We start from the raw sequence: 23,416 nt of genomic DNA on the forward strand, positions 1-23,416 counted from the left end.
GGACCCCGCCTCGAACACGATCGCGCCCGGATCGAGACGCAGCTGCTCGATCATGTCGGCCTGCAGCCAGGCCGCGGACACGGAACTGATCGCCGCTCCGGTCTTGTCGCGGCGCGTGATGACGGCCCGGTCGCCGCCGTCGTACGCAACCGCCAGGCCCGCTTCCGGGGCGTAGCGGTGCCGGGGCACGGTCTCCAGCGCGCTGCGTACGGCAGCGGACGGGGCCCAGCCGCCCGCGATCACCGTCCGGGCCATCGCCCGGCGCAGCCGAGCGGCTTCGGCCGGTTCGCCCGGCACCGGCGGCCGATCAGCGGAGAGCGGGTAGGAGACCACCGGCGGCAGGTCCCGGATGACGCCGGGCCACACGCTGTCGATCGCGTGTGCGGCCGGGACGAAGACGTCACCGACACAGGCGAGAGTGCGCAGGTCGAAAAACTCCCAGCGGTCGAACTTGTCCGGCTCCGGGTTGGTCGGGGTGCCCGTCCACGCGGTGATGCGGACGACGGCCGTGAGCCGCGGGATGCCGTGGCTGTCGTCGACGAGCATCGTCACCACGTACGCGTCCGCCGGGTCTGCGATCAGGCCCGTTTCCTCGCCGAGCTCGCGGACGGCCGCGGCGGCGAAGTCCTCCGGGCCGCGGCTTTTGCCGCCGGGCAGTTCGAGCATGCCGCGGCGGGAGCGGCCGAGCAGGACCCGGCCGGCGTCGTCGGTGACGACCGCGAGTGCGCCGGTCAGGGCATGGGCGGTGGGTGGTCGCTTCTCGACGGCCCTCGTCCCGGTGGGGCGGGGGCCGCGCAGGACCAGGACGGCCAGGCCGTCCGCGTCCCGGCGTTCCACCGTCTCCCATCCCGCGGCGAGCACGGCGATCTCGTCTTCGTCCAAGGCGATGCCGCGCCGCTCCTCCGGCGTGGTCGCCGCCACTGGGGTGATGACGACGAGAGCGCCCTCGTCCCGGAGCCGCTCACCCAGCCCGCGAAGGACACGCCCCCGGTCCCGCACGAACGCCCACACCAGGCGGAGCGTGATCAGGTCATACCCCTCCTCGCGCAACGGGGCAGGATCGTCGCGCTCGATGTCCAGGCGCAGCCAGCGCACGCCCTCGACATCTGCGTGTTCCTCGCGGGCCCGGGCGAGCGCACTGTCCGCGAAGTCGACGGCGTCCACCGTGTATCCGAGCAAGGCGAGGTAGGCGGCCAACTCGCCGGTCCCGCACCCCAGGTCGAGAGCGCGGGCGCCGTCCGGGGCGGGCGTGTGCGCGGCGAGGATCTCCCGCTCCCGCTCACCGACCTGCCGGAACCCCCGGCCGTCGCTGAAATGCTGCTCCCACTCCGCGCGGGCTGTGTACGTCAACGTGCTGCTCCTCGTACGTAGGCGGTGGCGATATTCATGGGCGTTGTTCAGTGCGGAGCCGGGTCGGCATTTGCCGTCCGCGCTCGAGATCGTTGAGCGATCCGAGCCGTGAGGAGGGGGCGGAGGGCGAGATCGGCCTGGTGGAGCATGTCGCGGTCGGCATCGACCAGGTCCAGGCGGGCGAGCTGCGTCAGAACCGGCAAAAGGGCGGCCGGTACGTGGCCGGTCCCGGTGCCCAGATCGAGCAGAGCCGGTAGACGGATGCCGCGCAGGGCGCCGGCGAGCAGGTGGACGACGTCGTCGGGGAGGCCGGGGCGGTGGTCACTGCAGACGTCCGCCGTGGCGTGGAGGCTCACGGGGCCTTCTCCGTTGGGTGCTCGGTCGGGCAGGGGGCGGCGGGCTGGTGGGGCACCGGCGCGAGCGGAGGCAGGACCCAGGTCAGGGCGCGCAGACCCGTGCCGGACGAGACGTGCTGCGGGCCGGCGCCTTCCGCGACAGCCACCCGGTACGTGTCGGGCCGTCCGGCCAGGGCCCAGCGGGCGTGTACGTCCTCCAACTCTGCCCACACGTCGCGGGACCCGTGGACGCGGACGGTCCCCTCGTCGGGCCCGGCGACCGCCCAGGAGTCTTCACCGGGAGCGACGATTGTCATCGTTCCGGCTTGGAAGTCGCGGACGAGCCCGGGCGCCAGATACGCGGCCGCGAGCCAGAAGCCGTAGGCCTCGTCCGGCGGCGGCGCGAGCCGGGTCGGGCGCGCTAGACCGGGGTCGGCCTTGATGCTGGAGCGCATCGGCACCGCGTCGAGCCATCGGTAGCCGAGCATGGGCCGGTATCCACGCGGCCGTCCTTGCAGCACTGCCTCGATCCTGCCGGTCCCGGTCCGGGTGGCCATGAGCTGTCCGGGCCAGCTGGGTGTGCGGGTCACGAGCGTCGTGAGCAGCCGGCCGCCGGGCGCGAGCTGGTCCACCCATGCCTCGGGAAGGCGGGGGACGCCGATGCCGGAGTGGATCCGGTCGTACGGCGCCCGCGCCTGCTGCCCGTCGAGTGCGTCGCCCACGGCGACGGCCGCGCCGACGCCCAGACGGTTCAGGTTCTGCTGGGCGAAGGCGGCCATGTGCGTGTCCCGCTCCACCCCGGTGGCGAGTCCGGGGCCGGTGATGGCGGCGGCGAGCGCCAGGGAGATGCCGGGCCCGGGCCCGAGCTCCAGATACCGCTGCCCGGGGCCGAGTTCCAGGGCTTGGAGGGCTTCGACGGTGGCGGGGAGGTAGGTGGACATCGACGTCATGTGTCCGCCGGTCACCGGCCCGCGGGCAAGAGCGTCAAGCCGCTCGCCGTCGCGCTGGAGCAGGACCGAATCGCCGCTGTGGATCACGTCGAGCCACTCCTGCCGGTCCTCGGGATGGGAGCCGTCGAGGAGGCGCCATTCGATCGGATCCGCGCCCGGGCCGCTGACCCGCACATACGCGTGGGGGAGCAGGACCTCGCGCGGCAGGCGAAGCAGCGCGTCGCGCAGCAGCCTGTCGCTCAGGACACCGTCCACCGAGAGCCGGTCGACCATGCGGGAGCGGGCGCCGTACGCGCCCCCCCGATTCGGACCCGGTCAATGTCCCCACCCCATCTCGCTGTAGACCCGGCCCGCCTTGACGCCCTCGATCGCGGCGCGCGCGTAGGGGACGAGGGGCTCGGGCAGGTCCTTGGCGCTCCACCACTGCCAGGCCACGCACTTGTCCGGCTCCTTCAGCTCGGGCACGCCCTCCCAGTTCCGGGCACGGAAGACCAGATTGATCCGGGGCTGGGCGCCTGGCCGGTTGACCATGTGGACGGTGTGCACGAGCTCGACATCCGCCGGGTTGATCACGAGCCCGGCCTCTTCGTACGCCTCCCTCACGAGGCAGGCGGTCGCCGATTCCGCCTCGCAGTGACCCGCGAGCAGATGCCAGGTCTCGCCTGCGAACGCCGAGTCCGGGTGGCGCAGACCCAGCAGAACCTGGCCATCACGCTCCAGATAGAGGTGAACGCCGACCACATTCAAAACGGTCCCCGGCGGCGCCCCGGCCGGGGCCATCCCGGCCGCACCCACCGAGGCGACTGCGGGGGGCGGAGGATACTCGGTCGCGTGGCGCTGCAGCAGTTCCCTGGTTGTGGACGGCATCGTCATGTACGGGAACTTCTCGGGGTGCACCCAGGCGACCAACACGCCTTCGGTGAGCGGCAGACGGGCCGGATCTCCGTTCCACCGGCCGGCGAACACCTGCACCGGCACGCTCGTCCCGTCCATGCCGGTGACCCACTCGACCGCGTACGGGTCCAGGTCGGCGACCGTGAGCCCGGCCTCCTCGCGCAACTCCCTGCGGACGGTGTCAAGCAGAGTCCGGTCCTGCCGCTCCCGGCCACCGCCAAGAAGCGACCAGCACCCCGGCTCCCAGATCGGCTTGTGGGCGTCCCGAAGGTGCATCAGGTACTGGCCGTGGCCATCGTGGATGATCGCGGAGGCGTTCACCGGTTCCGGCCGTCCGTCGAGGCCATCTGCCTCGGCGGCCCGGAGCTTGGCCCGTAGCGTCGGGGACCGCACGTCGGCGTACGGGAGCCACTGCGCTCCGGCGTCCTGCAGCGTGGGCGCAGGTGGCTGCTCGGCGGTGAGGTAGAAGGCGAAGCGGACATCGAAGTGCTGGTGAGCGGGCTCGCCCTTGGCCGGGCTGGCGTCGATGTCATGCACGTTCACATCGATCGGCTCGTCGAGGAACTGCGGGGTCAGGCACAGGTCGCCGGGGCGCAGCCCAGCCTCTTCGCACACCTCGCGCACAGCCGCAGCCAGGAGCGTACGGTCACCCGCCGCAATGTTGCCACCGGGGCAAAGGAGCATCCCTGACACCCGATGTCCGATGTGGAGCACCCGGCAGTCGCGGTCGATGACTACGGCGCTGCAGGTCACGTGGCCGGGCAGTGTGGAGTGGTGGCCGGACGGTTCTTCGGCGCCGTCGAGGGCAGCCAACAGCCCTTCGAGGGCGTCCCGTTCCACAGGATGCCGGCTGAGGTAGGTCTCGATGGTCCCTCGGATATCAGAGCGGGAGGGCGGCACGTGATCACCTCGGGACGTGTGGGACGGGATGTATGGGCTGGGAGGGAGCGGTGGGCTCGCCGGTGATCGCTCCGGACCGGGGAACGTGTGCTTGCGGATGCTCACGGGCCAGCTTCCGGGGAGGTCGTGCTGCACATCGCGCCGGTCAGCAGCCGGCGCAGTCCACGGGCATCGGCCTGCAGCTGCTCCTCGTTCTGGCGCCCGAGGTCGAGTACATCGAAGGACAGCGGCCCGCCCGCAGCCGGGTCCGTACCGGCTTCGCTACGTGGAACGCAGTGCCAGTGGGCGTGCGGGATCTGGTTCCCCAGCAACAGGTAGTTCATCTTCAGCGGCTCGTAGAACGCCTCCAGAGCCCGGCCCAGGGTAAGGACGTCGCGCCAGAATGCGGCCGCCGTCTCTCCGTCGAGCTCGGTGGGCTCGGCGACATGACGGCCGGTGTAGATCACGACGGCGTAACCGCGGACCTGGCCGCTGCGCCACAGGTAGGCGTTGCTGACCTCTCCGCGCCTGAGAAGGAGGCCCCACCCGATGTCGTCGGCGGCGAAGTCGTTCGCGCACATCGGGCAGTCGGTGCCCCGGCGGTGGCTGGTGAAGTTCTCCGGCCAGGCGCCGGACGGCGCGGGCGCGGGATGGGGAGGTGCGTGGCCGGGCATCACGCCGCCTCCCCGGCCTCGGCACGGTAGCCAGCAGCCTGGAGGGTGAACATCGCGGCGTACTCGCCACCGAGGGCCATCAGCTCCTGGTGGGTGCCGCTCTCGGTGATGCGGCCGCCGTCGAAGACGAAGATCCGGTCGCAGGCGACGACGCTGGCCAGGCGGTGGGAGATCAGCACCGTGATCTGATCGGGGCGCGAGTTGTCCCGCAGCACCGCCTCGTACACGGCGTGCTCGGCGCGGGGGTCCATGCTGGCGGTCGGTTCGTCCAGCAGCAGGACGGGAGCGTTCTTGTACAGGCCGCGGGCGACCGCGATCTTCGCCCACTGGCCGGCCGACAGTTCCTGGCCGCCGCGGAACCGCTTGGACAGCAGCGCCTCCCACCGGCCGGGCAGCCCGGCGATGACCTGCTCGGCGCCGGAGGCCCGCGCGGCCTCCAGGGCCCGCTGCGGGTCGGCCTCGATGAGGGTGCCGCGGGAGACTGTCAGGTTGGCCAGCGCGCTGAACGGAAAGCGCACCGGGTCCTGGAGTACGCACCCCACCCGGGCCTGCAGCGACTCGGCGTCCATGTCGAGCACGTTCACGCCGTCCCAGGCGACCATGCCGCCTTCCTGCGGTTCGTACAGCCCGGCGAGGAGCCGGGCGCAGGTGGACTTTCCACTGCCATTGACACCGACGAACGCGACCGTCTGACCGGCGTGCAGCCTCATGGAGATGCCGTCCAGCGCCGGGGTGTCTTTCCCCGGGTAGGCGAAGGACACGTTCTCCAGCGAGATGGTCTTCACGTTCTCGGGTGCGGGCAGCCCGCTGCGCCGCGGCTGGAGAGTGCGACAGCGTTCCTGGAAGGCAAGCAGGTCGTCCACCCACATGGCGTGCTCGTAGACCAGGTGCGAGACGTCGACGAGCCGGGTCAGCGACGACTGGGCGGCCTGGATGGCAAGGACCGCGCCCGCACCGGCGGCCAACGGGAGCCAACCCGCGATCAGCATGGCGCCGAGCGCGGTGTAGGTGATGCCGGTACCGATCCCGCCGACGGCTCGGCCCGCCAGGGCCAGCCGGGCCGAGCTCACGCCCAGGCGGGTGTCCTCCTCGGCGATTCGTGTCGTCAGCCGGTGATGCTCTTCCAGCAGCGCGCCCTGGGCGGTGTCCGAGCGGAGTTCGGCGGCGGCGTCCCGCTCCAGCAGCAGCCAGGAGAAGATGCGGACCCTGCGCTGCAGGGTGTTCCACCGCTTGAAGGAGTGGAAGCGCGCCCGGGCGCTGCGAACGGCCGCCGCGCCGACCGGCAGCACGGACAGCAGAAGCAGCGGCAGCAAGGCCGGGTGGAGGACGCCCAGGACGCCGGCGGTGCCCACGAGTCCGAGCAGTGCCGCGGCCAGGGAGACGACCTGGCCGACGATCTGCCGGGCATAGAACAGCCCGCGGTCGTTGGCCCGGTATGCCTCGTCGTGCCATTCAGCGTCGTCGACGACCTCCAGCCGCACATGGGCGGTCAGGGTGAGGAACTCCCTCTCCAGCGCGGTGCGGATCTTCGGGGTCACCCGGGCCTGCGCGACGGCGACGCCAGCCTCCAAGAGCGCCCGAGCGGACAGAAGGCCGACAACGACCAGGAGTTGGGGGACGGCCGCGCGCACCCGATCCGGGGTGGGCCCCGTGGCGAACAATTCACGTAGCACCGCCACCGAGGCCATGAGCCCGAAGGCTGTCATGGCGGCCGACGCCAGCTGCAGGATGACGACCGAGATGGTTGCGGTCCGGTCCGCGGCCCAGGCCAGCCGACCGATCTGGCGTACGATGCGCGGCAGCCGAGCAAGGATCTGTCCCACCGTGGCCTTGGACGCGGCGCCGTCGTACACCGACCAGTACGCCTCCTCCAGGCCGTCCGCGATGTCACCGTCGTGCGGCCCGCCGGGCACGGCGGCGGGCGGCAGCGCAAGCTCCGTACCGCGTGGGCCGGGTACCGCACCCTGGCGGATGCTGTCTGCGTCACTGCCGCTGCTCATGCCCCCCACCTCGTATCCAGTCGTGCTGAACGGCGCGTGGAGACGTCGGACGGACGGGTTCCGGAGGTCTGTGTGGCGAGCGGGAACCGCCGCCGCTGTTCGAATCCAGGTCGATGGATGGGAGTGGGGGGAGTGTTCATGGCGTCCTCCGTCGGGGCGGGTGATGGGTACTGGTGCTCCAGACACGCGCCGGACTCGAAGCCGTAACGGTCTCGGACGGGCGCATGTCTCGAACGTGGATGCGGTTTTGGCGCCTCGGGCAAGGGCCGATTGGTGGGTCACTCTTCAATCCACACGTTCGAGTGGTTGATGATGTGCGGCACTCGATCAGGGGCTCCGGGAGACGACAGCGCCGGGCGCGTGCTGCCTTCGGTAGGGGCCGGAGGTCTCAGAGGGCGGAGCGTTTGAGGCGTCGTTCCAAACATCGGTGCCGTCCGGAGCGAAGAGTGGAGCGAGGGGGGCGTTGAGGTACGCGTGCGCAGGCTGGAGATCGCGCGGTGATGCCGGCCTCCCTGCCGGTGCGCTGCTGGAGTTCCCGGGGCGCGCGATCTTCGCTCTTCAGGCGGCGACCGGTTCCTTCTCATGATGGCGGCGGTGCCTTCGGCGCGCTCACCGTGGAACTTCCTCGACGCCCGTAGTGGTGTCGTCGTTCGGGGCGGTGTCCCAGTCCCAGGCGCCGATGTATGCCGCCCTTCCGGTCCTGCGCGCGTCCGCAAGCGCGGCGAGACGCGCGTAATCACGTTCCGGCATGAGCGCCTGCCACTCCTCCAACGGAAGGGTCCGCACCTCGTCGTGCTCCTCTGGGGCGAGGCGCAAGTCTGCGATCTGCTCGTCGGTGAGACGTCCGCCATCGAATACGAATCCGGCAGTCGCCAGGGGCCATGCTGCCCCGGGAAGACCAAAGACGGCCGCCAAGAGGCGCGGGGGCCCAGGAACCACGAGCCCGGTCTCCTCTTCCGTCTCGCGTACCGCGGTCTCCCACGGTCGCTCACCCGACTCTGTCGTACCTCCCGGCAGCTGCCACGGATGCTCGGTGCCGTAGACCGCATGGAGTTGCACAGGCCGGCCGTTCATGTCCGTGAAGTAGAACGCGCCGAAGAGGGTTGCCTTCGGCAGTGTCGCCATGTAGTCCTCCAGTGGCAGAAGCGTGCTCATACGTCTCCTTTGGCGGGCGTGAGGCCGAGGTGGGCAGCTGCATCGCAGGCTCGGTCTTCAGCGCCGGTCGGTCATGAATGAGTCGTGCTGCTCAACGACTTGGCCGGGGTATCGAACACATGTGTTTCGGTCGGTTCTGGAATCCCGAGATAGAGCGGGCGGCGGCGCGTGAAGGGGGCACCGACCCAGGTCGCGCAACAGGTGGACGGGCACGCGTAGTTGGCCGAATCGCCGACGATGTCGTTCGCGGGCTTGAGATGGGCATGTCTGTGCGCGCGCTCGCAGTGGATCTGGTTCGCCGACGCCGACGCCGACGTCGACCAGGCCGCCGTCGCCCGCTACCGGGAGAGCGGCATCGTGGTCGCCGAGTGGGACAGCGCCCAGCCGGCGGCGACATCGTGCCCGACCAGTCGGCCACCACCCGCCGGTGACCACCAGCCGTTCCAGCGCTCCGCCTCGTCGAGGCCAGCACTACCCGACCAACTCATCAGCGGTTACGCATGCCAGATGATCGCCCACTGCCCCTATCTCGCCCCTTCCCTCCCTCGGGGCCTGACGACCGGGACGGTCTACCGCGCCGACGGCTACGGCGAAGCCGTCCAGGTGGAGCTCTTTCACGCGGGCGTCCAAGCAGCGGAATGGCTGCGGCCCTTGTTGCACCAGCCCATGGCCTGCTGCGGTGCGAGAACATCGCCTTGTTGGGCGAGGTACCCGGCATGGGGCATCGCGATCTGCCGGCATGGCGGCACTGGGTGCTGAAGAACCTCTTCGAGTACGCGCTCCGAGACGTCCTCGCCGCGACGGATGGACCGACGCCCGCCAGATCAGAGGGTCCGGTGGCAACGGCGCCGACGTTCGGGCCACCGACCCGCGCGGCCGCGTCTGGGTCATCCGGTGTTAGCACCACCGCGCCGGCGACCGAGTCTCCGCCGTCGGCACCCCCGACCTCCAACGCGTCAACGGCACCGCCCGCCGGATTCACGGCGCCGACATCGTCCTCGTCGTCACCAACGGCCGCTTCTCCTCCCGCTGCGCCACCGCTCAGCGAACAGCTGCGCATGTACTCGCCGACCGGCGCATGCTCGCTGCCTGGCAGACCGGTAGCCGGCCACTGTGTAACTCCTACCGAAGGTCGCCGCCCCCCCCCGGGCGGGACGCTGACCGCACGTCCTGGCCGGCGGGCTGCGCTTCAGTGCGTGTCTCTGACCTGATACTTCTGACCTTGAGGCTTCGTTGCTGCCAGTGGGTGCATGGCGGCACATGTGACCGAAGTGCTGCTGGACTGCATGTATCTCCCCGTGCCACGTTCGAAAGCCGCGGGGAACCGGCCACCGGAGGGCTGGGAATGCTGGTGACGGAGTTGAGCACGGAGGTCGTGGCGGCGCCGGAGCGGTTCGCGTTGTGGTCGGAAGCGACGGGACAGTCGCATATGCGCAATCGGCTACGCAGCAACGACCACAACGACTTCCGCGCCAAGATGCGCAGCGTGGACTTTAAGGGAAATGCAGGTGGCCGCGCTCGCCTACTCGCATCTGGAGATCGCGCGGACGACAAAGATGATTCCGCAGCTCGACCCCGAGGTCTATCAGATCAACTACTCTCGGTGAGCAGGGGGTTGCTGAGGGCTGGAGTCTGGAGAGTGCCGTCGCAGAGCAGCACCCGGTTCAGCCTGCGAGGCGGTGTGCGAGGTCGAGCAAATCTGCTAGGTGCAGTACTCGTCCGTCGAAGCCTGGGAGGGGGACATGGAGTGGTTGGGTCCAGCGGGCGGGGATTGCGTCCAGCCCGTAACACGCCCCTGCGAGGCCTCCGGTGACGGCGGCGACGGTGTCCGTGTCGCCGCCGAGGTCGATTGCCGCGCGTATCGCGTCTTCGAAGCTGGTGGTGGTGCGCAGGGCCCACACGGCGGAGCCCAGGCAGGGCCAGACGGCACCGTTGAACTCGGTTGCTTGATCGGGGTGCCAGTCGGGCGAGAGGACGGTGGCGTAGCGGCTGCGGTGGTCGGGGTGGACATGAGCCAGGATCTCCGGGAGCGCGGTGAGGGGGGTGGTGTCCTCGAACGGGAGGCGGATGAGTTCGTGGAAGATCGCGGTTCCTTCCCAGGCCGCGCGGTCACCGTGGGTGAGAGCAGCGATGCGGCGCGCGGCGTCCATGGTGGCTTCTTGGCCTGCGGCTGCGAAGTGGACTGCGGAGGTCGATGCACGCATCAAGGAGCCGTTTCCGGCCGCTCGTTGGTTGACTTGGAAATGGATCGCGGCGGCGAGGTCCCAGGGCATGCCGTTGGTCAGGACGTCTTCGGTCTGCAGGCCGATGTCCTTGGGGTCTGATGCTGCCCACCGCTGGAAGCGGGCGAAGATGTCCGAAAGCTCCAGTTCGCCCTGCTCCAGCAGCGACTCCCCGACCAGCACGGCCATCTGCGTGTCGTCAGTGGCCTCGCCGGGGTCCCAGCCACCGCCCCCGCACATCTCGCTACCGGCACCAGGCGCGGGAAACCGCGCGGAGAACGCTCCCCGGGGACCGAACTCGAAGGGTCCGCCCAGGGCGTCACCCACCGCTGAGCCGACAACCGCGCCAGCGGCCCGCTGAATCCGCTTCATTCGCGCAGGTTATCCGTGCCGGGCCGGCGGTCGCACGGCCCTATTCCTTCTCTGGCTCCCTGAACCATCGGCGGCGAACGCCTCTCGTCCACAGAGATGCGCCATTTGAGACACCCTGGGGCCGAGACACCGCACAGGTCACATGACGCCGTCGAGGAGCAGGCCGTGCGGCAGCTGGCCGGCCGCGACGACGAGATCGGGGAAGCGGGACTGCAGCGTCGTGCCGTGCCGCGACTGCACCCGGTCACCCGGAGCGTCAGGGGTGAACAGGATGGCCCGGCACCCGTCAGACTTCGCCTCTGCCGCCGCGCCTCCCGGGCCGGGCCGCGAGGGCGTCCGCGGGGCCTGGTCCAGCATCGGCTCCAAGGACGGTCTCAGCGCCACATCAGGTGTCCGGGTGGGCGTCCGTCTTCAGCGCCCACGCTCCACCGGGACAACCGGGCGGCAGCGGAGGGAACCGGTGGCCCTTGACGTCAGTGCTCCAGTGATGACCGGCCCCGCAGTCGCACTCATAGATACCGCTCTCGGGCACGATCTCCCCGGGATGCCACGTTCGCTGTTCGTCGCCCATACTTCCGGTTTACGTCGCGCGGACCCGTTCGGCGACTCGGAGGAACGTCCGCCGCAACGAGAAGGCATCACGCTGCCTCGTACCGGTGCGCGCGACCGCCGCGCCACTGCACCCACGAGGAATCGTCGAGGAGCTGTTCGGCGTCGGGCAGGCCGGCACGGCGCAGGAACTCCACGACATCGAGGTCGTCGTGGGCGAGTCCGACGATCTGCCCGCGGATGGTGACCCGCCGCCCACCGGTCGCAGACGGACGGTGAATGACGATAGGCGCGCTCATCCTTCCAGCGTGCTCCTTCACTCCGCGGTCCGCGATCGTCCGTCCCCAGGGGCACCGTGATCAGACTCCGGGCACACATCCCTGGGGACCGGAAGCCCGGTCGGTGGTTCTCGTGTCGGAACGTCTGAGAGAACATCCGGAAGGGGAGGCTGCGAAGGGCGAGGAGGAGGCTGGCCGCAGCTGCGGGCCGCCGGGCGGCAGCTCGGATCAGAGCTCTGCCCGAGCCGACGCCCGCAGTGGCTGCCGGAGGCTGGCTTGCTGGAGGAGTTCCCGCCCCTGATCGAGGCGGTGACGGAGCCCCTCAATCCGGAGAAGTGCGATCGGATGGAACCGTACGGGGGTGATGATCGACGGCACAGCCGGAGTCGACGGGGGAGCGATGAGCGCGCGCGCCACCGTCCCGCGCGTGGTCCCGGAAGCGGTCCGGCTCACCTTGGGTCAGCAGATGAGACCGGTGACGGTCACCTCCGTGCTCGCAGGAGCAGTGAGGCTGCTTGCGCAGGGCCCGGGCACCGTTCGCAGCCCTACATCGCCGGAGGCCCGCCCCCCATAACACAAAGGCGTGGGCCGACTGCGGCTACCGCACCAAGGCCATCGACCACGGCGCGCCAGGGCACCGGCGTCGAAGTCACCCGCCGCAACCCAGCCCAAAAGGGCTTCAAAGTGATTCCACGGCGCTGGGTCGTCGCGCGGACCTTCGGCCGACTCATGGACCACCGCCGCCTCGCCCGCGAATACGAAACTCTCCCACACCGCTCCTAAGCCATGATCAACATAGCGATGATCGACCTCATGAGCCGCAGACTCACTCACGTTCCATCGACAGCAGTCGATGCGCTGTTCTCGGGGGCCCATGTCTTTGGTCAAGCTGTCTGGGCCTCCTGTCTGGGCTTCCCGTCGCCCATGGCGGTGTCAGCGCGGTGCGATAGTTGGCTCCGTCGCAGGTGAATAGGGTTGCTAGCCGCAGGGGGTATGAGTGGAACGGATCACTGAGGACCAGGTCGCACGGCTGGCCAGCTTCGTGTCGGCACGCATCCCCGAAACCGCTCCGCTGCAAGGCGAAGCCCGCCGCACGGCCGCAGCCCTGCGCTTGGCCGCGAACAAGCAGATCGCAGCGGTGATCTTCCACCGAAACTCTCCGGCCGATCGCTCAGGGGAGACGGAGCTGCATGCAACCGCCTCGTGGAACCTCCTGGTGGCCTTGGCTGGAATCTGGCACGACCACCCAGACTTCCCTGCTGACGCCGCCGTAGAGACTTTCGACTTCGACTGCGAGTCGCCCCTCTGACGTCCATGCAGTGCGACTCGTGAGCGATCTCATGCCACTGTGGTGGGCCGGGACTCGTAGAAGGTTCCGTCGCGGAGCATGGCGAACAGGACGTCGGCTCGTTGTCTGGCGAGGCAGAGCAGGGCCTGGGTGTGGTGCTTTCCCTGGGCGATCTTCTTGTCGTAGTAGGCCCTGGATGCCGGGTCGCCCAGGGCGGCGAACGCGAGAGGAGGAAGGCCCGTTTGCGCTGCTCGTGTCCGGCGGTCGGGAAGGTGCTGCCGTCACCGACCTCGATCAGGATCCGGGCTCCGGTCCCGACGCCTATGCCCGGCATCGAGGTCAGGACCTTTGAAAGAGGGTGGGCCTCCAGCAGTTCCTCGATCCGCCCGGCCAGCAGTTTCCGCTGGTCGCGCACGGCGGCGAGGCTCGGGACGATCAGCGTGGCCGCCTCGGTCCCTGGGACCGTCACGGTGTGCTCGTCCAGAGCTCCGAATATGTCCTCGACCAGCCGCTCGGCCATCCTTGGCGCCTTCGCCCGCAGCAGGGTGACCAGCCACCGCCTGCCGGTAGAACGGCCGGGTGCTGCAGCCGTGCCCCAGCACCCGTTCCAGCGACGGGTGGATCTGGGTCCGCAGGCCGTCGAGCCCGCATCCTGGATGCTCGCGTTCTTGACGCCGGAGTCGGTGAGGAGAAGCTTCATCATGTCGTTCCCAGAGAACGCCGCACGCGTCAACGACAAGCCGTTCGCCAACGCGTCACAGACGCCACCATGTCAGGGCTGCATCAGGGCCGGCATGTGGACTCACGGAGCATGAGCCGCTCGGTCTTGATTGGGGTCGGCAGCCAGGCGACTCACGTCCCCCTTCAACGGGCTACAAGCCGCGCTGCTTCACCCTGCGGGTGTACGGAGGGGTTCTGACGACCTCTCATGCACATCCACGGCCCCGCCGACCGCCCATCGCCACCCAAACCGATGGACAAACGCTGCCGCTTGAAGGGTATTGGCACAACTTCTGTGGAGCTACGCCCACCGGGCCTCTGTCTCCCCCTTGGCCAGCCCGTGGCCTGCCGGTCCCCGGCATGCTCCGGCTTCGGACACCGAGCTTCGACTCACCACCGCAGAAGTGGTGCCAGAACCCTACTTCGGGAGGCACCTCAGCACACCGGAGAATGCGGACACCGAGTGAGTCGCTTGCCGGGGTCCGAGACGGCGGCTGACATTTGCTTGCGCTGCGTTGACACTCCGCGACGGTGACAGGTGCCCTTCGCCCTTTCCGCAGCAGATGAGAAAACATGTTGGCCGCCCGCCGGTGAGCTGCGACGATGCGTCTGTTTCCCAGGCGGAGGAAGTTTGTTCGTTTTCGTGTGTGCGGGATGCGGCGCCGAGCTGACCGTCCCGCTGTCCCAGGTCTCACTGCCGGTACACGCCCGTCAGCAGTACGGGAACGGGGCCCAGCTTCCGGTGCTCATGGAATCCGGGACGTTCGCCGTGGATCCTGACCCCTGGGGAGGGCCGTGGCGGCTGTGGGACGAGCTTGATCCGGGCGAGGCTGAGGCACGCGGCATCTACGCGCCAGTCCATGCCCTGTCCGACGGCACGCCCGGGGCCAGTGTCATTGCGCCCGGTGATATCCGTGGAACCCGGTTGATTCCCGAGAAGCGTGGCAGTGCCTGCTGTGGCCTCGACGGGGCCGACGGGCCCAACATGACCTGCGAGGCATGCGACCTCCCCGTGGCGACCAGGGTCGACGATTGCTCGCTCTGGCAGATGGTGAGACTCGGCTCAGACGTTGTGCACCGCGTCCCCGTCGACGGTATCGACGCCGCACCCCTGTCCTGGGCGGAATTGGCAGAGAAGGGGGAGAAAACGCCCCCGTTCGAGCCGATCGCCACGTGGGGAGGGCGGCTGGGGCCGGACCACTACTGGTCATGGAGTCCGCAGTGGGAGGCGGCAGCCGGCCAGGCGCTCGCCCACCTTCTGATTGCCTCCGAGGGGCAGCCGGTGAAGGTTCCGGACGGCCTGACCGCGGACGTGTTCCAACGCACGCTCGACGCCTTGCTTCCGTCTGACACCCGGGAGCGGCAAGCCGTCCTGGCCGGGCCGGGACAGCCCTCCCCGGACGCGGGCGTCGACATCCTCCTCGTCCCCGTCCATCCCGAGACGGGCTGGACGTGGGCCCCTGCAGACCCGACCACCCAGGCATACCTGGTGCCCCTGCCGCTGGGGGTGTGGCGGTGGCTCGTCTCTCCCGAACCGAACCTGCCGGTTCCCGCGTCGGGGCGCATAGCCCGAGACGTCCTCCGTGACTACCCACTTCCGCTGCTGCCCAATCACCTGTTCCGGGCCGACCGGGGAACGTTCCAGCACACCTTGGTCCGGCTACCAGCCGTGCGCAGCCCGTGGCTGCGCACGATCCTCGCGAACCTCACGCAGAGCACCTCGGCTGGCCTCTTCTAGCCGCCCGGCAACCGAACAGCACCAGACTCTCGTGCCTCCCGAAGTGGGGCTCCGGCACCACTTCTGAGGTGGTGAGTCGAAGCTCGGTGTCCGAGGCCGGAGCATGCCGGGAACCGGCACGTCAGGGGCTTGCCAAGAGGGAGGCAGAGGCCCGGTGGGCGTAGCTCCACAGAAGTTGTGCCAGAGCCCGAGTACGGACGGTGAATGTTCACTACTTCGGGAGGCACCTGCTTTCAGCCCTGTTCGATGTTCATGGCCTGAGCACCACAGCAAGAGGGATAGTCGCGATGGGCTGTCAGCCTCGCCTGCCAGCATGCTGCCGTGACAGACACATGTGATCAGCGTCCCGCCGAAGCCGCTCTCGACTTCCTTCGCTCCGCGTTTCCGCCTGAGTGGCGAGAGCCGGCGCTGGGGCATGAAGCCGTCGCGGCCTGGGAGCAGGAGAACCGGGTGGTTCTCCCGGAGCCGTACAGAACGTTCGTCGCGGAGGTCGCCAACGGGTCCAGCCTCGGTTCCGCCGACGACGGCGCCAGGCCGACGCCCGGCGAACCGGCATGGGGCTTCAAGGAGTGGGTGCAGCGCTGGCACACCGGCGACGACTGGTGGGACTGAACGCTTCGCATGGACCGGTAGCAGGTCACAGACTGTTCAGCTTCCGCAGTGCCTCCCGAAGTGGTGAACATGCACTGTCCGTACCCGACTTCTGGCTCACCGTGAAGCAATAACTGATCGTCACCGGGGGAGATGCCTTCGAAGCGGCCCAGGTACGAAACCCACCTCGGCTGCTCCGGGAGTGATCGGCCGGGTTCGACACCGAGCGATCCGGCGCCGCCCCTCGGGGGCGACGCACCAAGAGCACGTCCGTTCTTGTCGGTGACAGGGTTACGCCGTGGTCGGACGGTCGCGCAGCATCTCACACAGCTCCCAGATGGTGTTGCGGTTGGTGTCGTCCAGGACGGCATCGGGCCACGGGGTCGGTTGGGCCCTGCTGTTGAAGTAGGCGCCGTTCGTTGTGCGCTCCTCGGGGCTGCTGGCGAGGTGCACGCTGGAGCGCGTGGCCCTCAGCAGCGCCCGGCGGCCGTAGACGACGGGCATCGCCAGACGCAGCAGCGGGACGATCGGGCGGGCCAGTGGCGGATAGGTGCCGACGGTGAGGTTCTTGTTCATCGAGGTGTAGGCGTGTCCGGGGTAGGCGACGTTCAGCGTCACCGGTGAGGTCGCGAGCTCCTGGGCGAAGCGGTAGCTCATCGCCATCTGCGCCAGCTTGGTCTGGCTGTAGAACGACAGCCCGACATAGGACTTCTCGCCCTGGAGGTTGTCGAGGTCGATCTGCCCCCGGGGGATGCCGCCGGTGATGTTGATGACCCGGGCCTGCCCGGACGAGGTAAGGGCCGGCATCAGCCAGTGGGTGAGGCAGAACGGCGCGACCACGTTGACCGCGAACGCGGTCTCGATGCCGTCCTCGGTCACCTCGCGGTGGGACCGGGTCGCTCCGGCGTTGTTGATCAGCACGTTCACGCCCCCGGTGCGGCCGCTGGTCTCCTGGGCGAGACGACGGACGTCGCCCAGCCTGGACATGTCGGCTGTAATCGCCGTGACGTCGTCATTCCCGCTGGTGCGACGAAGATCCGCCACGGCGGCGTCGGCGTGGTATTTGTCCCGTCCGACGAGGATCACGCTCGCACCGAGCGCGGCCAACTGTCGTGCGGTCTCCTTGCCGATGCCACCCGTGCCGCCGGTCACCAGGACGGTCTTGCCTTCCACTGCCACCACCCCATTCGTAAACTGTCACCTGGTGACAGGATAGTCATCGAATGATGCAAAGTAGACTGGGTGCATGAAAGAGGGACTGCGCGAACGCACCCGCCGCGCCGTACGGGCGGAACTCGCCGAGGTGGCCATTGACCTGTTCGCCCGCCAGGGCTTCGACGAGACGACCGTCGAGGACATCGCCCGCGCGGCCGGCATGACCAAGCGCAGCTTCTTCCGTTACTTCCCGACCAAGGAAGACGTCGTCTTCGAGGGCATCGACCTCACCGGAGAGAGCGTCGTTGCCGACATCGCGGCGCGACCAGCAGGAGAAGGGCCGTGGGAGTGCCTGCACCAGGTCCTGCGGGCTTGGCAGGAAGAGATCCACGCCAGTGAGCAGGCACTCGCCACCATCCGCCTGATCGAAGCAACGCCCGCGCTGAACGCGCGACTTCACCAACGCAGAACCGAATGGCGCAGCCGGGTCAGCGGCGCGCTCCAGGACCGTCCGGACGCCGAACTCGACCCGTACACCGCGGACCTGCTCACCAACACCGCCACGGCCGTACTCGATGCTGTGTCCAGCCAGTGGGCCCGATCGGATGGGAACGCGGACCGCCCAGCTCTGCTGGACCGGGGGTTCAGTCAAGTCCATGTCGGTCCCGGTCCACGGCAGGTGTGACCCCGTCTCCCCGTCACCAACGTCCTGCTCCACAACAGCTAGATGTCAGCTCCACCGGAAGATGGTCAGGCATGCGGCGTTCACCGGCCAGTACCCGATCGCGATCCTGACCGACTGCGTCGTCTACGCCGCCGACGGGCCCTCTCCGCTGGACTTCCTGCCCTACCGCAAGGACAAGCCGCTGCCGGGCGACTTCAAGCTCGGAACCAACCCCGGCCGGTCAAGCACCGGGGCACGCAGACGAGGCTGTAGGGAGAGAGCCCGGGAGCAGCACGAGCCACCTGAGCTCAACCTCGCCCGGTACATCAAGGACCGCACCGTCACCGACAAGGACAACAGGGGAGTAGGGAGTGCGATGACCAAGGAGTTCGGGGCCGGCCTCGATCAGGCGGTGGTGAAGGCGTGCATGCGTCCGGTTCCGAAGAACGCGGGCCCGCAGATGCGGTACTTGGTCAGGCAGCTCGGCGGCACGAAGGCGGTCGCTCAGATGCCGCGGGTCTCCCAGCGCACCGTGGACCGGGAGGTGAAGAGCCACCTCGAAAGGGTCGCGTCCGGACCTCGCCGCGCGCCTGGAGCGCGAGGTGAAGGCCCCGGTGGCAACCGCAGATCAGGGCCAAGGCATAGGAGAAGGCCGCGATCATCGGCGGCATCGTGTTTCAAAAGTCCAGTCGTCTGCACCAACTCATGACAAGTGATCGCCGCAGGTGGATTTCCGGGCGATGCCGCGTTTCACAGGCGACCACCTATGAAACGGGCTAACGCTGTCTGCAACGAGGTCGGTCCGATCCGGGGTCAGGGTCGCCTGTGGGTGGTTCGGGCAGCCAGTCGCGAGCCGGGTCGTACTCCAGCCATCGCCTGCACCCAGCCTCTTCCGCGCAGGCGGCGGTGAGGCTGGTGAGTCCAGGGTGCCCGTTGCCGGTGCGCCACAGCAGTGACCAGGCGTACAGCGGCGTGGGGTCGACCAGGGGGACGCTTCTCAGCCCGGATACCTCCGGCAGTGGCACATCAGCAGGTATCAGCGAGAACCGTGACGGCGCTTCCGCCACCTCGGCAAGGAAGTGGGCAAGCCCCAGGTTGACGCTCGACGCCGTGTCGTGGATTCCGAACCGGTCGGCGAACTGGTCGAGGAAGTCGAGGCGGTTCAGCGGTCCAGGTGCCCACAGCACGCTGCCGCGCAACTGGTCTGGTCGCAGCGCCCGCTCGGCTGCGAGCGGATGGTCCTCGCTCAGCAGGGCATCCACCGGCTCAAGGCGGACGAGGCGGTGGGCAAGGCCGGCGGGCAGCGGGGGGTGGACGCGACCGAAGGCCGCGTCAATGTCGCCACGCAGCAGTGCCGTGATCACCGACGGCAGGTCACGCCCGTGCCCCAACGTCAGCTCGCCGGCCCGTCCGGCGACCTGGGCCAGCGTCCGCATCGGCGCATAGAGGTGACCCCAGACGTCCACGCGCAACGGATCCTCGGTTCCGACCACTGCCGCGACAGCGGTGTCCGCCGCGGCCACGACCTGCCGGGCCGGTAGGAGGAAACGCTGTCCGGCCTCGGTGAGACGCACGCCGTTGCCGCCGCGCCGGAACAGTTCGGTACCGAGCAGGGTTTCCAGCCGCGCGATCCTCTTGGACAGTGCCTGCTGGGAGATGGCGAGGGTTCCGGCCGCCCGCCCGAAGTGCAGTTCGTCGGCGGTGCGCACGAAGGCACGTACCTGCGCCACGTCGAGATCCATGGCTCTCACCCTAGGTGACAACTAAACGTTGTCAGCTGTGCTCGTTCGTTGTTGGATCGCGGGGCGGCCGCGGAGGTTGCATCCTCCCCATGCAAAGACTGATTCCCACGGGGCAAGCGGCGCGGCCGGTCGCCTTCACCGAGGTCCCCCAGCCGGCGCCCGGGCCCGGTGAGGCCCTGATCAAGGTCGACGCGATCGCTCCGAACCGGGGCGAGACCTTCCTCCTCGAGAATCCCGCGCCGGGGCTGTTGCCCGGCAAGGACATCGCGGGGCTCGTCGTGCAGGCGGCGGCCGACGGCTCCGGCCCCGGCATCGGCGCCCGCGTGGTCGGGCACCCGGCGCAGGGAGGCTGGGCCGAGTACGCCGCCGTGCCCACGCACTCCCTCGCGGTGCTCCCGGACAGCATCGACAGCGTACGGGCGGCAGCCCTGCCCCTGGCCGGGATCACCGCCCTGCGGCTGCTGCGTGCGGCGGGTTCCCTGGCCGGCCGCCGGGTGCTCCTGACCGGCGCCTCGGGCGGCGTCGGGCACTACGTCACCGAGCTGGCCGTCGGCGCGGGAGCCGAACTGACTGCGGTGACGGCCACGCCGGTACGCGGTGAACGGCTCGCGGAGCTGGGTGCGACGGTGGTGCACGAGGTCGCGGCGGCTCAGGGGCTGTTCGATGTCGTGCTGGAGTCCACGGGCGGGCCGGATCTGCCCATTGCCCTGTCGAAGGCGTGCCCGGGTGGCACGCTCGTCTGGTTCGGCCAGGCGAGCCGCACCCCGGCGACCCTCGATTTCTTCCAGCTCCTCGGCGGGCCCGAGCGCGTCACGATTCAGCACTTCCACTACGCGGGTGCCCCGTACGGCTCCGATCTCGCAGCCCTGGTGAGGCTGGTGGAACAGCGCCGGCTGCACCCGGAGATCGGCCGCGTCACCGATTGGGCCCATACCGCCGACACCCTGGTCGACCTGCGAGAGCGCCGGATTCGCGGCAAGGCCGTCCTGCTGACCGGAGGAGCACGATGAGAGCCACAGAGTTCGCCGCCGCCCAGTGGACACGCGCCACCGGCATGGGAGTGGATCCTCACGAGTACCGGCGCGTCACCGATGGCCTCGCTTGCGTCACCGACTGGGGGCCGTCTTTCGTGCGCACCGGACACCACTACCTCCGGCGCGCGCAGGACGCGGCATCACCGCTCTCGGCGGGTGAGTACCTCCTGATGGCGGCCCGGTGGTTCCACCTGGCCACCCTGGCGCCGTATCCGGAGGCACATCGTGCCGCCGCCGAGGCGGACCACGCCTTGGGCCGAGCCCTCACCGTGCTGGAGCCCGACGCGCGGCGGGTCGTCGGCGAAGGGTTCACCGGCTGGCTGCGCGGCCCCGCCGACGCGCCGGGGACCGTGGTCGTCGTCCCCGGCCTGGACTCGGCCAAGGAGGAGTTCCTCGATCTGGTGTCCGCGCTGCTGGCCAGGGGGCTTGCGGTGTTCGCGATGGACGGCCCTGGACAGGGCGTGCTCGCGGCCACCACGACCTTCGTCCCGGACTACGAGCGGGTCGTGGGCCGGGTCATCGACGCTCTCGGCGTCGCACGCGTCGGGCTCGTCGGCCTGAGCCTGGGCGGCTACTTCGCGGCCCGGGCCGCGGCGCTGGAGCCGCGTGTGGCAGCCCTCGCCACCGTCAGCGGTCCCTTCTGCCTCGACTGGGAGCAACTGCCCCCGCCTGTACGGGACATCATGGCCACGCGCACCGGGAGTGCCGATGCCGCCCGCGAGTTCGTACGCCAGGTGGACCTCGCCGCCCTCGCACCGCGCATCACGGCTCCAGTGCTGGTCGTGGACGGCGGCCAGGACGTCATCCCCGGTGTGACGAACGGGGAGCACCTGGCCCGTCTGGCACCGCTCGGCAGCTACCTGTCCGTCCCGCACGGGGACCATCTCCTCGGCAACGCGCGGCCCGACTGGCTGCCCCACCTCAGCGACCACCTCGTCCACACCCTGACGGGAGCACCGGCATGAACCGCTTCACCAACAAGACCGTCCTCATCACCGGCGGCACCAGCGGCATGGGTCTGGCGACCGCACACCGCCTCGTCGCCGAAGGCGCCCATGTCATCGTCACCGGCCGCACCCGCGCACGGCTTGACGCGGCCGTCGAAGAACTCGGCCCCCGTGCCTCCGGTGTCGTGGCCGACGCCGCCGACCTCGGCGCGGTGGACGCGTTGATGGAGACCGTCCGGGACCGTCACGGTCGCCTCGACACCCTCTTCGCGAACGCGGGCACAGGGACGTTCCTGCCGTTCGAGAACATCACCGAGCAGGATTTCGACCACGGCGTCGACGTCAACTTCAAGGGTGTGTTCTTCACTCTCCAAAAGGCGCTGCCGCTACTGACGGATGGAGGCTCGATCGTCATCAACGCCTCATGGACCCTCCACCGGGGCAACAGCGTGCTGACCCTCTACTCGGCGACCAAGGCCGCCTCGCACAACCTGGCCCGAACCCTCGCCGCCGCACTCGCCGCCCGCAAGATCCGCGTGAACTCCATCAGCCCCGGCTACATCGACACGCCGATGTACCCCGCCGACGCACTGCCCCAAGCGGAGGCAAAGACGGTCACCGGCCAGATCGTCGCTGGCCGCTTCGGACGCCCGGAAGAGGTCGCCGCGGCTGTCGCGTTCCTCGCCTCGCCCGACGCGTCATACGTCAACGGTCAGGACCTTGTCATCGACGGCGGCCTGATCGGCGCCGTCCCTGCCTGACACCCGATCGAACCCACAGCCTTACACGCCTCCTCCAGAGCGGTACGGCTTCTCTCGCTTCGACCTCCACGCTCTACGACGACACCCCGTCCGGCCAGTGCCACCCTGCCTTGTTCGATCAGGCGCCGGTGACGTCCTGAAATCGTCGGAGCCCGTCATCGTGTCTCCGTAGTCGATGGAGTAGCAGCTTCCGTCGAGGCGCGGGGGTGAGGCACAGGCCGGGGCGGGCCTGGTCGTCGCAGGCGAAGGTCGTGCGCACGGCGCGGCCGAGTTCTTCGCGCGCGGCGTAGGTGGGGTGCTTGGGGCCGGCGCGGGTGAAGTGCCGCAGCATCTGCTCCGCCTCAGCGGTGCCGAGCCGCAGGGCAGTGGCGTACTTGACCATCGGGTCGTACTGCTGCTCGATCAGCTCCCAGCGGATCGGCCGTGTCAGCGACGCCCCGAGCGCCGGCCAGCCGGGCGGAGTGTCGTCTGGGCGGTACAGGCGGATGCTGCCGATGTTCTTCAACCGAGGTTCACCGCCCTGCGCTGCATCACCCTCGACGACGGCACGGACCATGCCGTCCACAAGGAGCAGGACAGCATGATCCGCCGTTACACCATCTGGCGTTTGAGTGTCCAGACTGTCATGGGTGCCCATGCGGGAGAGTTCGGCGCCGTCACGTCCCAGGGCCACGATAAGGGGACGGGCTCCACAGCTGCTCTGGGGCGACGTCCAAACAGCAACGAGGCTGCGCTGCTCGGTGACTTCGACGCTGCGGGTCCCGATAGGGACCTGCCCCACGTCCCGCCCGAGGCGTACTTTGACGCAATCGAACACGAAGTACGTCGGCGATATCACCTACCTGCCCGTCGAGGGCGGCAAGTTCTGCTACCGGGCCACTGTCATCGACCTTGCCTCGCGACGTTTGGCCGGTCCGGCCCGACAAGCAGATGGAATGATCATGGTGCGACTGGTGTGAGCACGAAGAAGGGGGAGGTATCCCTCTTGGCGGGCGAGGTGTCGACCGTGCTGCTGTATGTCGCCCGCTGCTTCGCCTACGCCAGGGGAGTTTCGAGGGTCGCCTCGCATGGCCAGTTGTCTCCGGGCGGCACAGACCACGATGCGCACACGAAGCCTG

The 23,416-nt window shown here is 69.2% G+C and carries 20 protein-coding genes and 4 pseudogenes; 11 read left to right on the forward strand and 13 right to left on the reverse strand.

Features of this window, described 5'->3' with window-relative positions; genetic code table 11:
• From ACFUJY_RS22105 to ACFUJY_RS22135, 7 genes are all read right to left on the reverse strand, one after another.
• A partial coding sequence (locus tag ACFUJY_RS22105) for a methyltransferase (protein ID WP_383302235.1) occupies positions 1 to 1,350 on the reverse strand: 1,350 nt, incomplete at its 3' end.
• 47 nt (positions 1,351 to 1,397) lie between these two features.
• A complete protein-coding gene (locus ACFUJY_RS22110) occupies positions 1,398 to 1,706 on the reverse strand; it encodes a hypothetical protein (protein WP_383302238.1) in 309 nt (102 codons plus the stop codon).
• Positions 1,703 to 2,908: a methyltransferase gene (locus tag ACFUJY_RS22115; RefSeq protein WP_383302240.1), complete on the reverse strand. Its 1,206-nt coding sequence runs from the start codon at positions 2,906 to 2,908 to the stop codon at positions 1,703 to 1,705. Before ACFUJY_RS22115 ends, ACFUJY_RS22110 begins: the two co-directional genes overlap by 4 nt.
• A 42-nt stretch (positions 2,909 to 2,950) precedes the next feature.
• A complete protein-coding gene (locus ACFUJY_RS22120) occupies positions 2,951 to 4,429 on the reverse strand; it encodes an NUDIX domain-containing protein (RefSeq protein WP_383302243.1) in 1,479 nt (492 codons plus the stop codon).
• A gap of 101 nt (positions 4,430 to 4,530) precedes the next feature.
• Positions 4,531 to 5,082, reverse strand: a complete 552-nt coding sequence (locus ACFUJY_RS22125; RefSeq protein WP_383302246.1) for an HIT family protein — start codon at positions 5,080 to 5,082, stop codon at positions 4,531 to 4,533.
• Positions 5,082 to 7,082 carry an ABC transporter ATP-binding protein gene (locus ACFUJY_RS22130; RefSeq protein ID WP_383302248.1) on the reverse strand — a complete coding sequence of 667 codons (2,001 nt, stop codon included), beginning with the start codon at positions 7,080 to 7,082 and terminating at the stop codon, positions 5,082 to 5,084. The genes ACFUJY_RS22125 and ACFUJY_RS22130 overlap by 1 nt, the downstream gene beginning before the upstream one ends.
• Before the next feature lie 609 nt (positions 7,083 to 7,691).
• On the reverse strand, positions 7,692 to 8,237 hold the full coding sequence (locus tag ACFUJY_RS22135; RefSeq protein WP_383302251.1) for an NUDIX domain-containing protein: 546 nt from the start codon (positions 8,235 to 8,237) through the stop codon (positions 7,692 to 7,694).
• Positions 8,238 to 8,489: 252 nt separating this feature from the next.
• On the opposite strand from ACFUJY_RS22135, the gene ACFUJY_RS22140 reads away from it, so the two are divergent.
• Positions 8,490 to 8,996, forward strand: coding sequence for a hypothetical protein (locus tag ACFUJY_RS22140; RefSeq protein WP_383302254.1), 507 nt, complete (start codon positions 8,490 to 8,492; stop codon positions 8,994 to 8,996).
• Positions 8,997 to 9,901: 905 nt separating this feature from the next.
• On the opposite strand, the gene ACFUJY_RS22145 is transcribed toward ACFUJY_RS22140, so the two are convergent.
• Complete coding sequence (locus ACFUJY_RS22145) at positions 9,902 to 10,831, reverse strand: ADP-ribosylglycohydrolase family protein (protein ID WP_383302256.1); 930 nt, start codon at positions 10,829 to 10,831, stop codon at positions 9,902 to 9,904.
• Positions 10,832 to 11,469: 638 nt separating this feature from the next.
• The gene (locus tag ACFUJY_RS22150) at positions 11,470 to 11,679 is read right to left on the reverse strand and encodes a hypothetical protein (RefSeq protein WP_383302258.1); all 210 of its coding nucleotides are present in this window, start codon (positions 11,677 to 11,679) and stop codon (positions 11,470 to 11,472) included.
• A 545-nt stretch (positions 11,680 to 12,224) separates the two neighbouring features.
• Here ACFUJY_RS22150 and ACFUJY_RS22155 point away from each other — a divergent pair.
• A pseudogene (locus ACFUJY_RS22155) lies at positions 12,225 to 12,441 on the forward strand (IS5/IS1182 family transposase); the annotation flags it as partial.
• Positions 12,442 to 12,655: 214 nt separating this feature from the next.
• Entirely contained in the window at positions 12,656 to 12,967 is a 312-nt protein-coding gene (locus tag ACFUJY_RS22160; RefSeq protein WP_383302261.1) for a hypothetical protein, read from the forward strand.
• A gap of 29 nt (positions 12,968 to 12,996) precedes the next feature.
• Here ACFUJY_RS22160 and ACFUJY_RS22165 read toward each other — a convergent pair.
• Positions 12,997 to 13,584: pseudogene (locus ACFUJY_RS22165) on the reverse strand (transposase); the annotation flags it as partial.
• A gap of 713 nt (positions 13,585 to 14,297) precedes the next feature.
• Between ACFUJY_RS22165 and ACFUJY_RS22170 the strand changes: the two are divergent.
• Both ACFUJY_RS22170 and ACFUJY_RS22175 read left to right on the forward strand, forming a co-directional pair.
• A complete protein-coding gene (locus tag ACFUJY_RS22170; protein WP_383302262.1) occupies positions 14,298 to 15,404 on the forward strand; it encodes a hypothetical protein in 1,107 nt (368 codons plus the stop codon).
• A 450-nt stretch (positions 15,405 to 15,854) separates the two neighbouring features.
• Complete coding sequence (locus ACFUJY_RS22175) at positions 15,855 to 16,016, forward strand: hypothetical protein (protein WP_383302264.1); 162 nt, start codon at positions 15,855 to 15,857, stop codon at positions 16,014 to 16,016.
• Between the two features lie 270 nt (positions 16,017 to 16,286).
• Here the strand turns inward: ACFUJY_RS22175 and ACFUJY_RS22180 are convergent, their stop codons facing one another.
• Positions 16,287 to 17,174: an SDR family NAD(P)-dependent oxidoreductase gene (locus ACFUJY_RS22180; protein ID WP_383302265.1), complete on the reverse strand. Its 888-nt coding sequence runs from the start codon at positions 17,172 to 17,174 to the stop codon at positions 16,287 to 16,289.
• A 67-nt stretch (positions 17,175 to 17,241) separates the two neighbouring features.
• On the opposite strand from ACFUJY_RS22180, the gene ACFUJY_RS22185 reads away from it, so the two are divergent.
• From ACFUJY_RS22185 to tpg, 3 genes and pseudogenes are all read left to right on the forward strand, one after another.
• Entirely contained in the window at positions 17,242 to 17,835 is a 594-nt protein-coding gene (locus tag ACFUJY_RS22185; protein ID WP_383302267.1) for a TetR family transcriptional regulator, read from the forward strand.
• Positions 17,836 to 17,875: 40 nt separating this feature from the next.
• Positions 17,876 to 18,172 (forward strand): annotated as a pseudogene (locus ACFUJY_RS22190) (transcriptional regulator); the annotation flags it as partial.
• Between the two features lie 18 nt (positions 18,173 to 18,190).
• Positions 18,191 to 18,456 (forward strand): annotated as a pseudogene (tpg, locus tag ACFUJY_RS22195) (telomere-protecting terminal protein Tpg); the annotation flags it as partial.
• A gap of 134 nt (positions 18,457 to 18,590) precedes the next feature.
• On the opposite strand, the gene ACFUJY_RS22200 reads toward tpg, so the two are convergent.
• A complete protein-coding gene (locus ACFUJY_RS22200) occupies positions 18,591 to 19,556 on the reverse strand; it encodes a LysR family transcriptional regulator (RefSeq protein ID WP_383302270.1) in 966 nt (321 codons plus the stop codon).
• An 89-nt stretch (positions 19,557 to 19,645) separates the two neighbouring features.
• On the opposite strand from ACFUJY_RS22200, the gene ACFUJY_RS22205 reads away from it, so the two are divergent.
• From ACFUJY_RS22205 to ACFUJY_RS22215, 3 genes are read left to right on the forward strand one after another with little or no spacing between them, the layout of a single operon-like run.
• A complete protein-coding gene (locus tag ACFUJY_RS22205) occupies positions 19,646 to 20,566 on the forward strand; it encodes a zinc-binding dehydrogenase (protein ID WP_383302272.1) in 921 nt (306 codons plus the stop codon).
• Positions 20,563 to 21,555, forward strand: a complete 993-nt coding sequence (locus ACFUJY_RS22210) for an alpha/beta hydrolase family protein (protein ID WP_383302275.1) — start codon at positions 20,563 to 20,565, stop codon at positions 21,553 to 21,555. The genes ACFUJY_RS22205 and ACFUJY_RS22210 overlap by 4 nt, the downstream gene beginning before the upstream one ends.
• Positions 21,552 to 22,298 carry an SDR family NAD(P)-dependent oxidoreductase gene (locus tag ACFUJY_RS22215; RefSeq protein ID WP_383302277.1) on the forward strand — a complete coding sequence of 249 codons (747 nt, stop codon included), beginning with the start codon at positions 21,552 to 21,554 and terminating at the stop codon, positions 22,296 to 22,298. Before ACFUJY_RS22210 ends, ACFUJY_RS22215 begins: the two co-directional genes overlap by 4 nt.
• Positions 22,299 to 22,416: 118 nt before the next feature.
• On the opposite strand, the gene ACFUJY_RS22220 is transcribed toward ACFUJY_RS22215, so the two are convergent.
• Positions 22,417 to 22,971, reverse strand: a complete 555-nt coding sequence (locus tag ACFUJY_RS22220) for a Tn3 family transposase (RefSeq protein ID WP_383302280.1) — start codon at positions 22,969 to 22,971, stop codon at positions 22,417 to 22,419.
• Positions 22,972 to 23,416 lie beyond the last annotated feature (445 nt).

Source organism: Streptomyces sp. NPDC057249 (assembly GCF_042669245.1).
GTDB lineage: Bacteria > Actinomycetota > Actinomycetes > Streptomycetales > Streptomycetaceae > Streptomyces.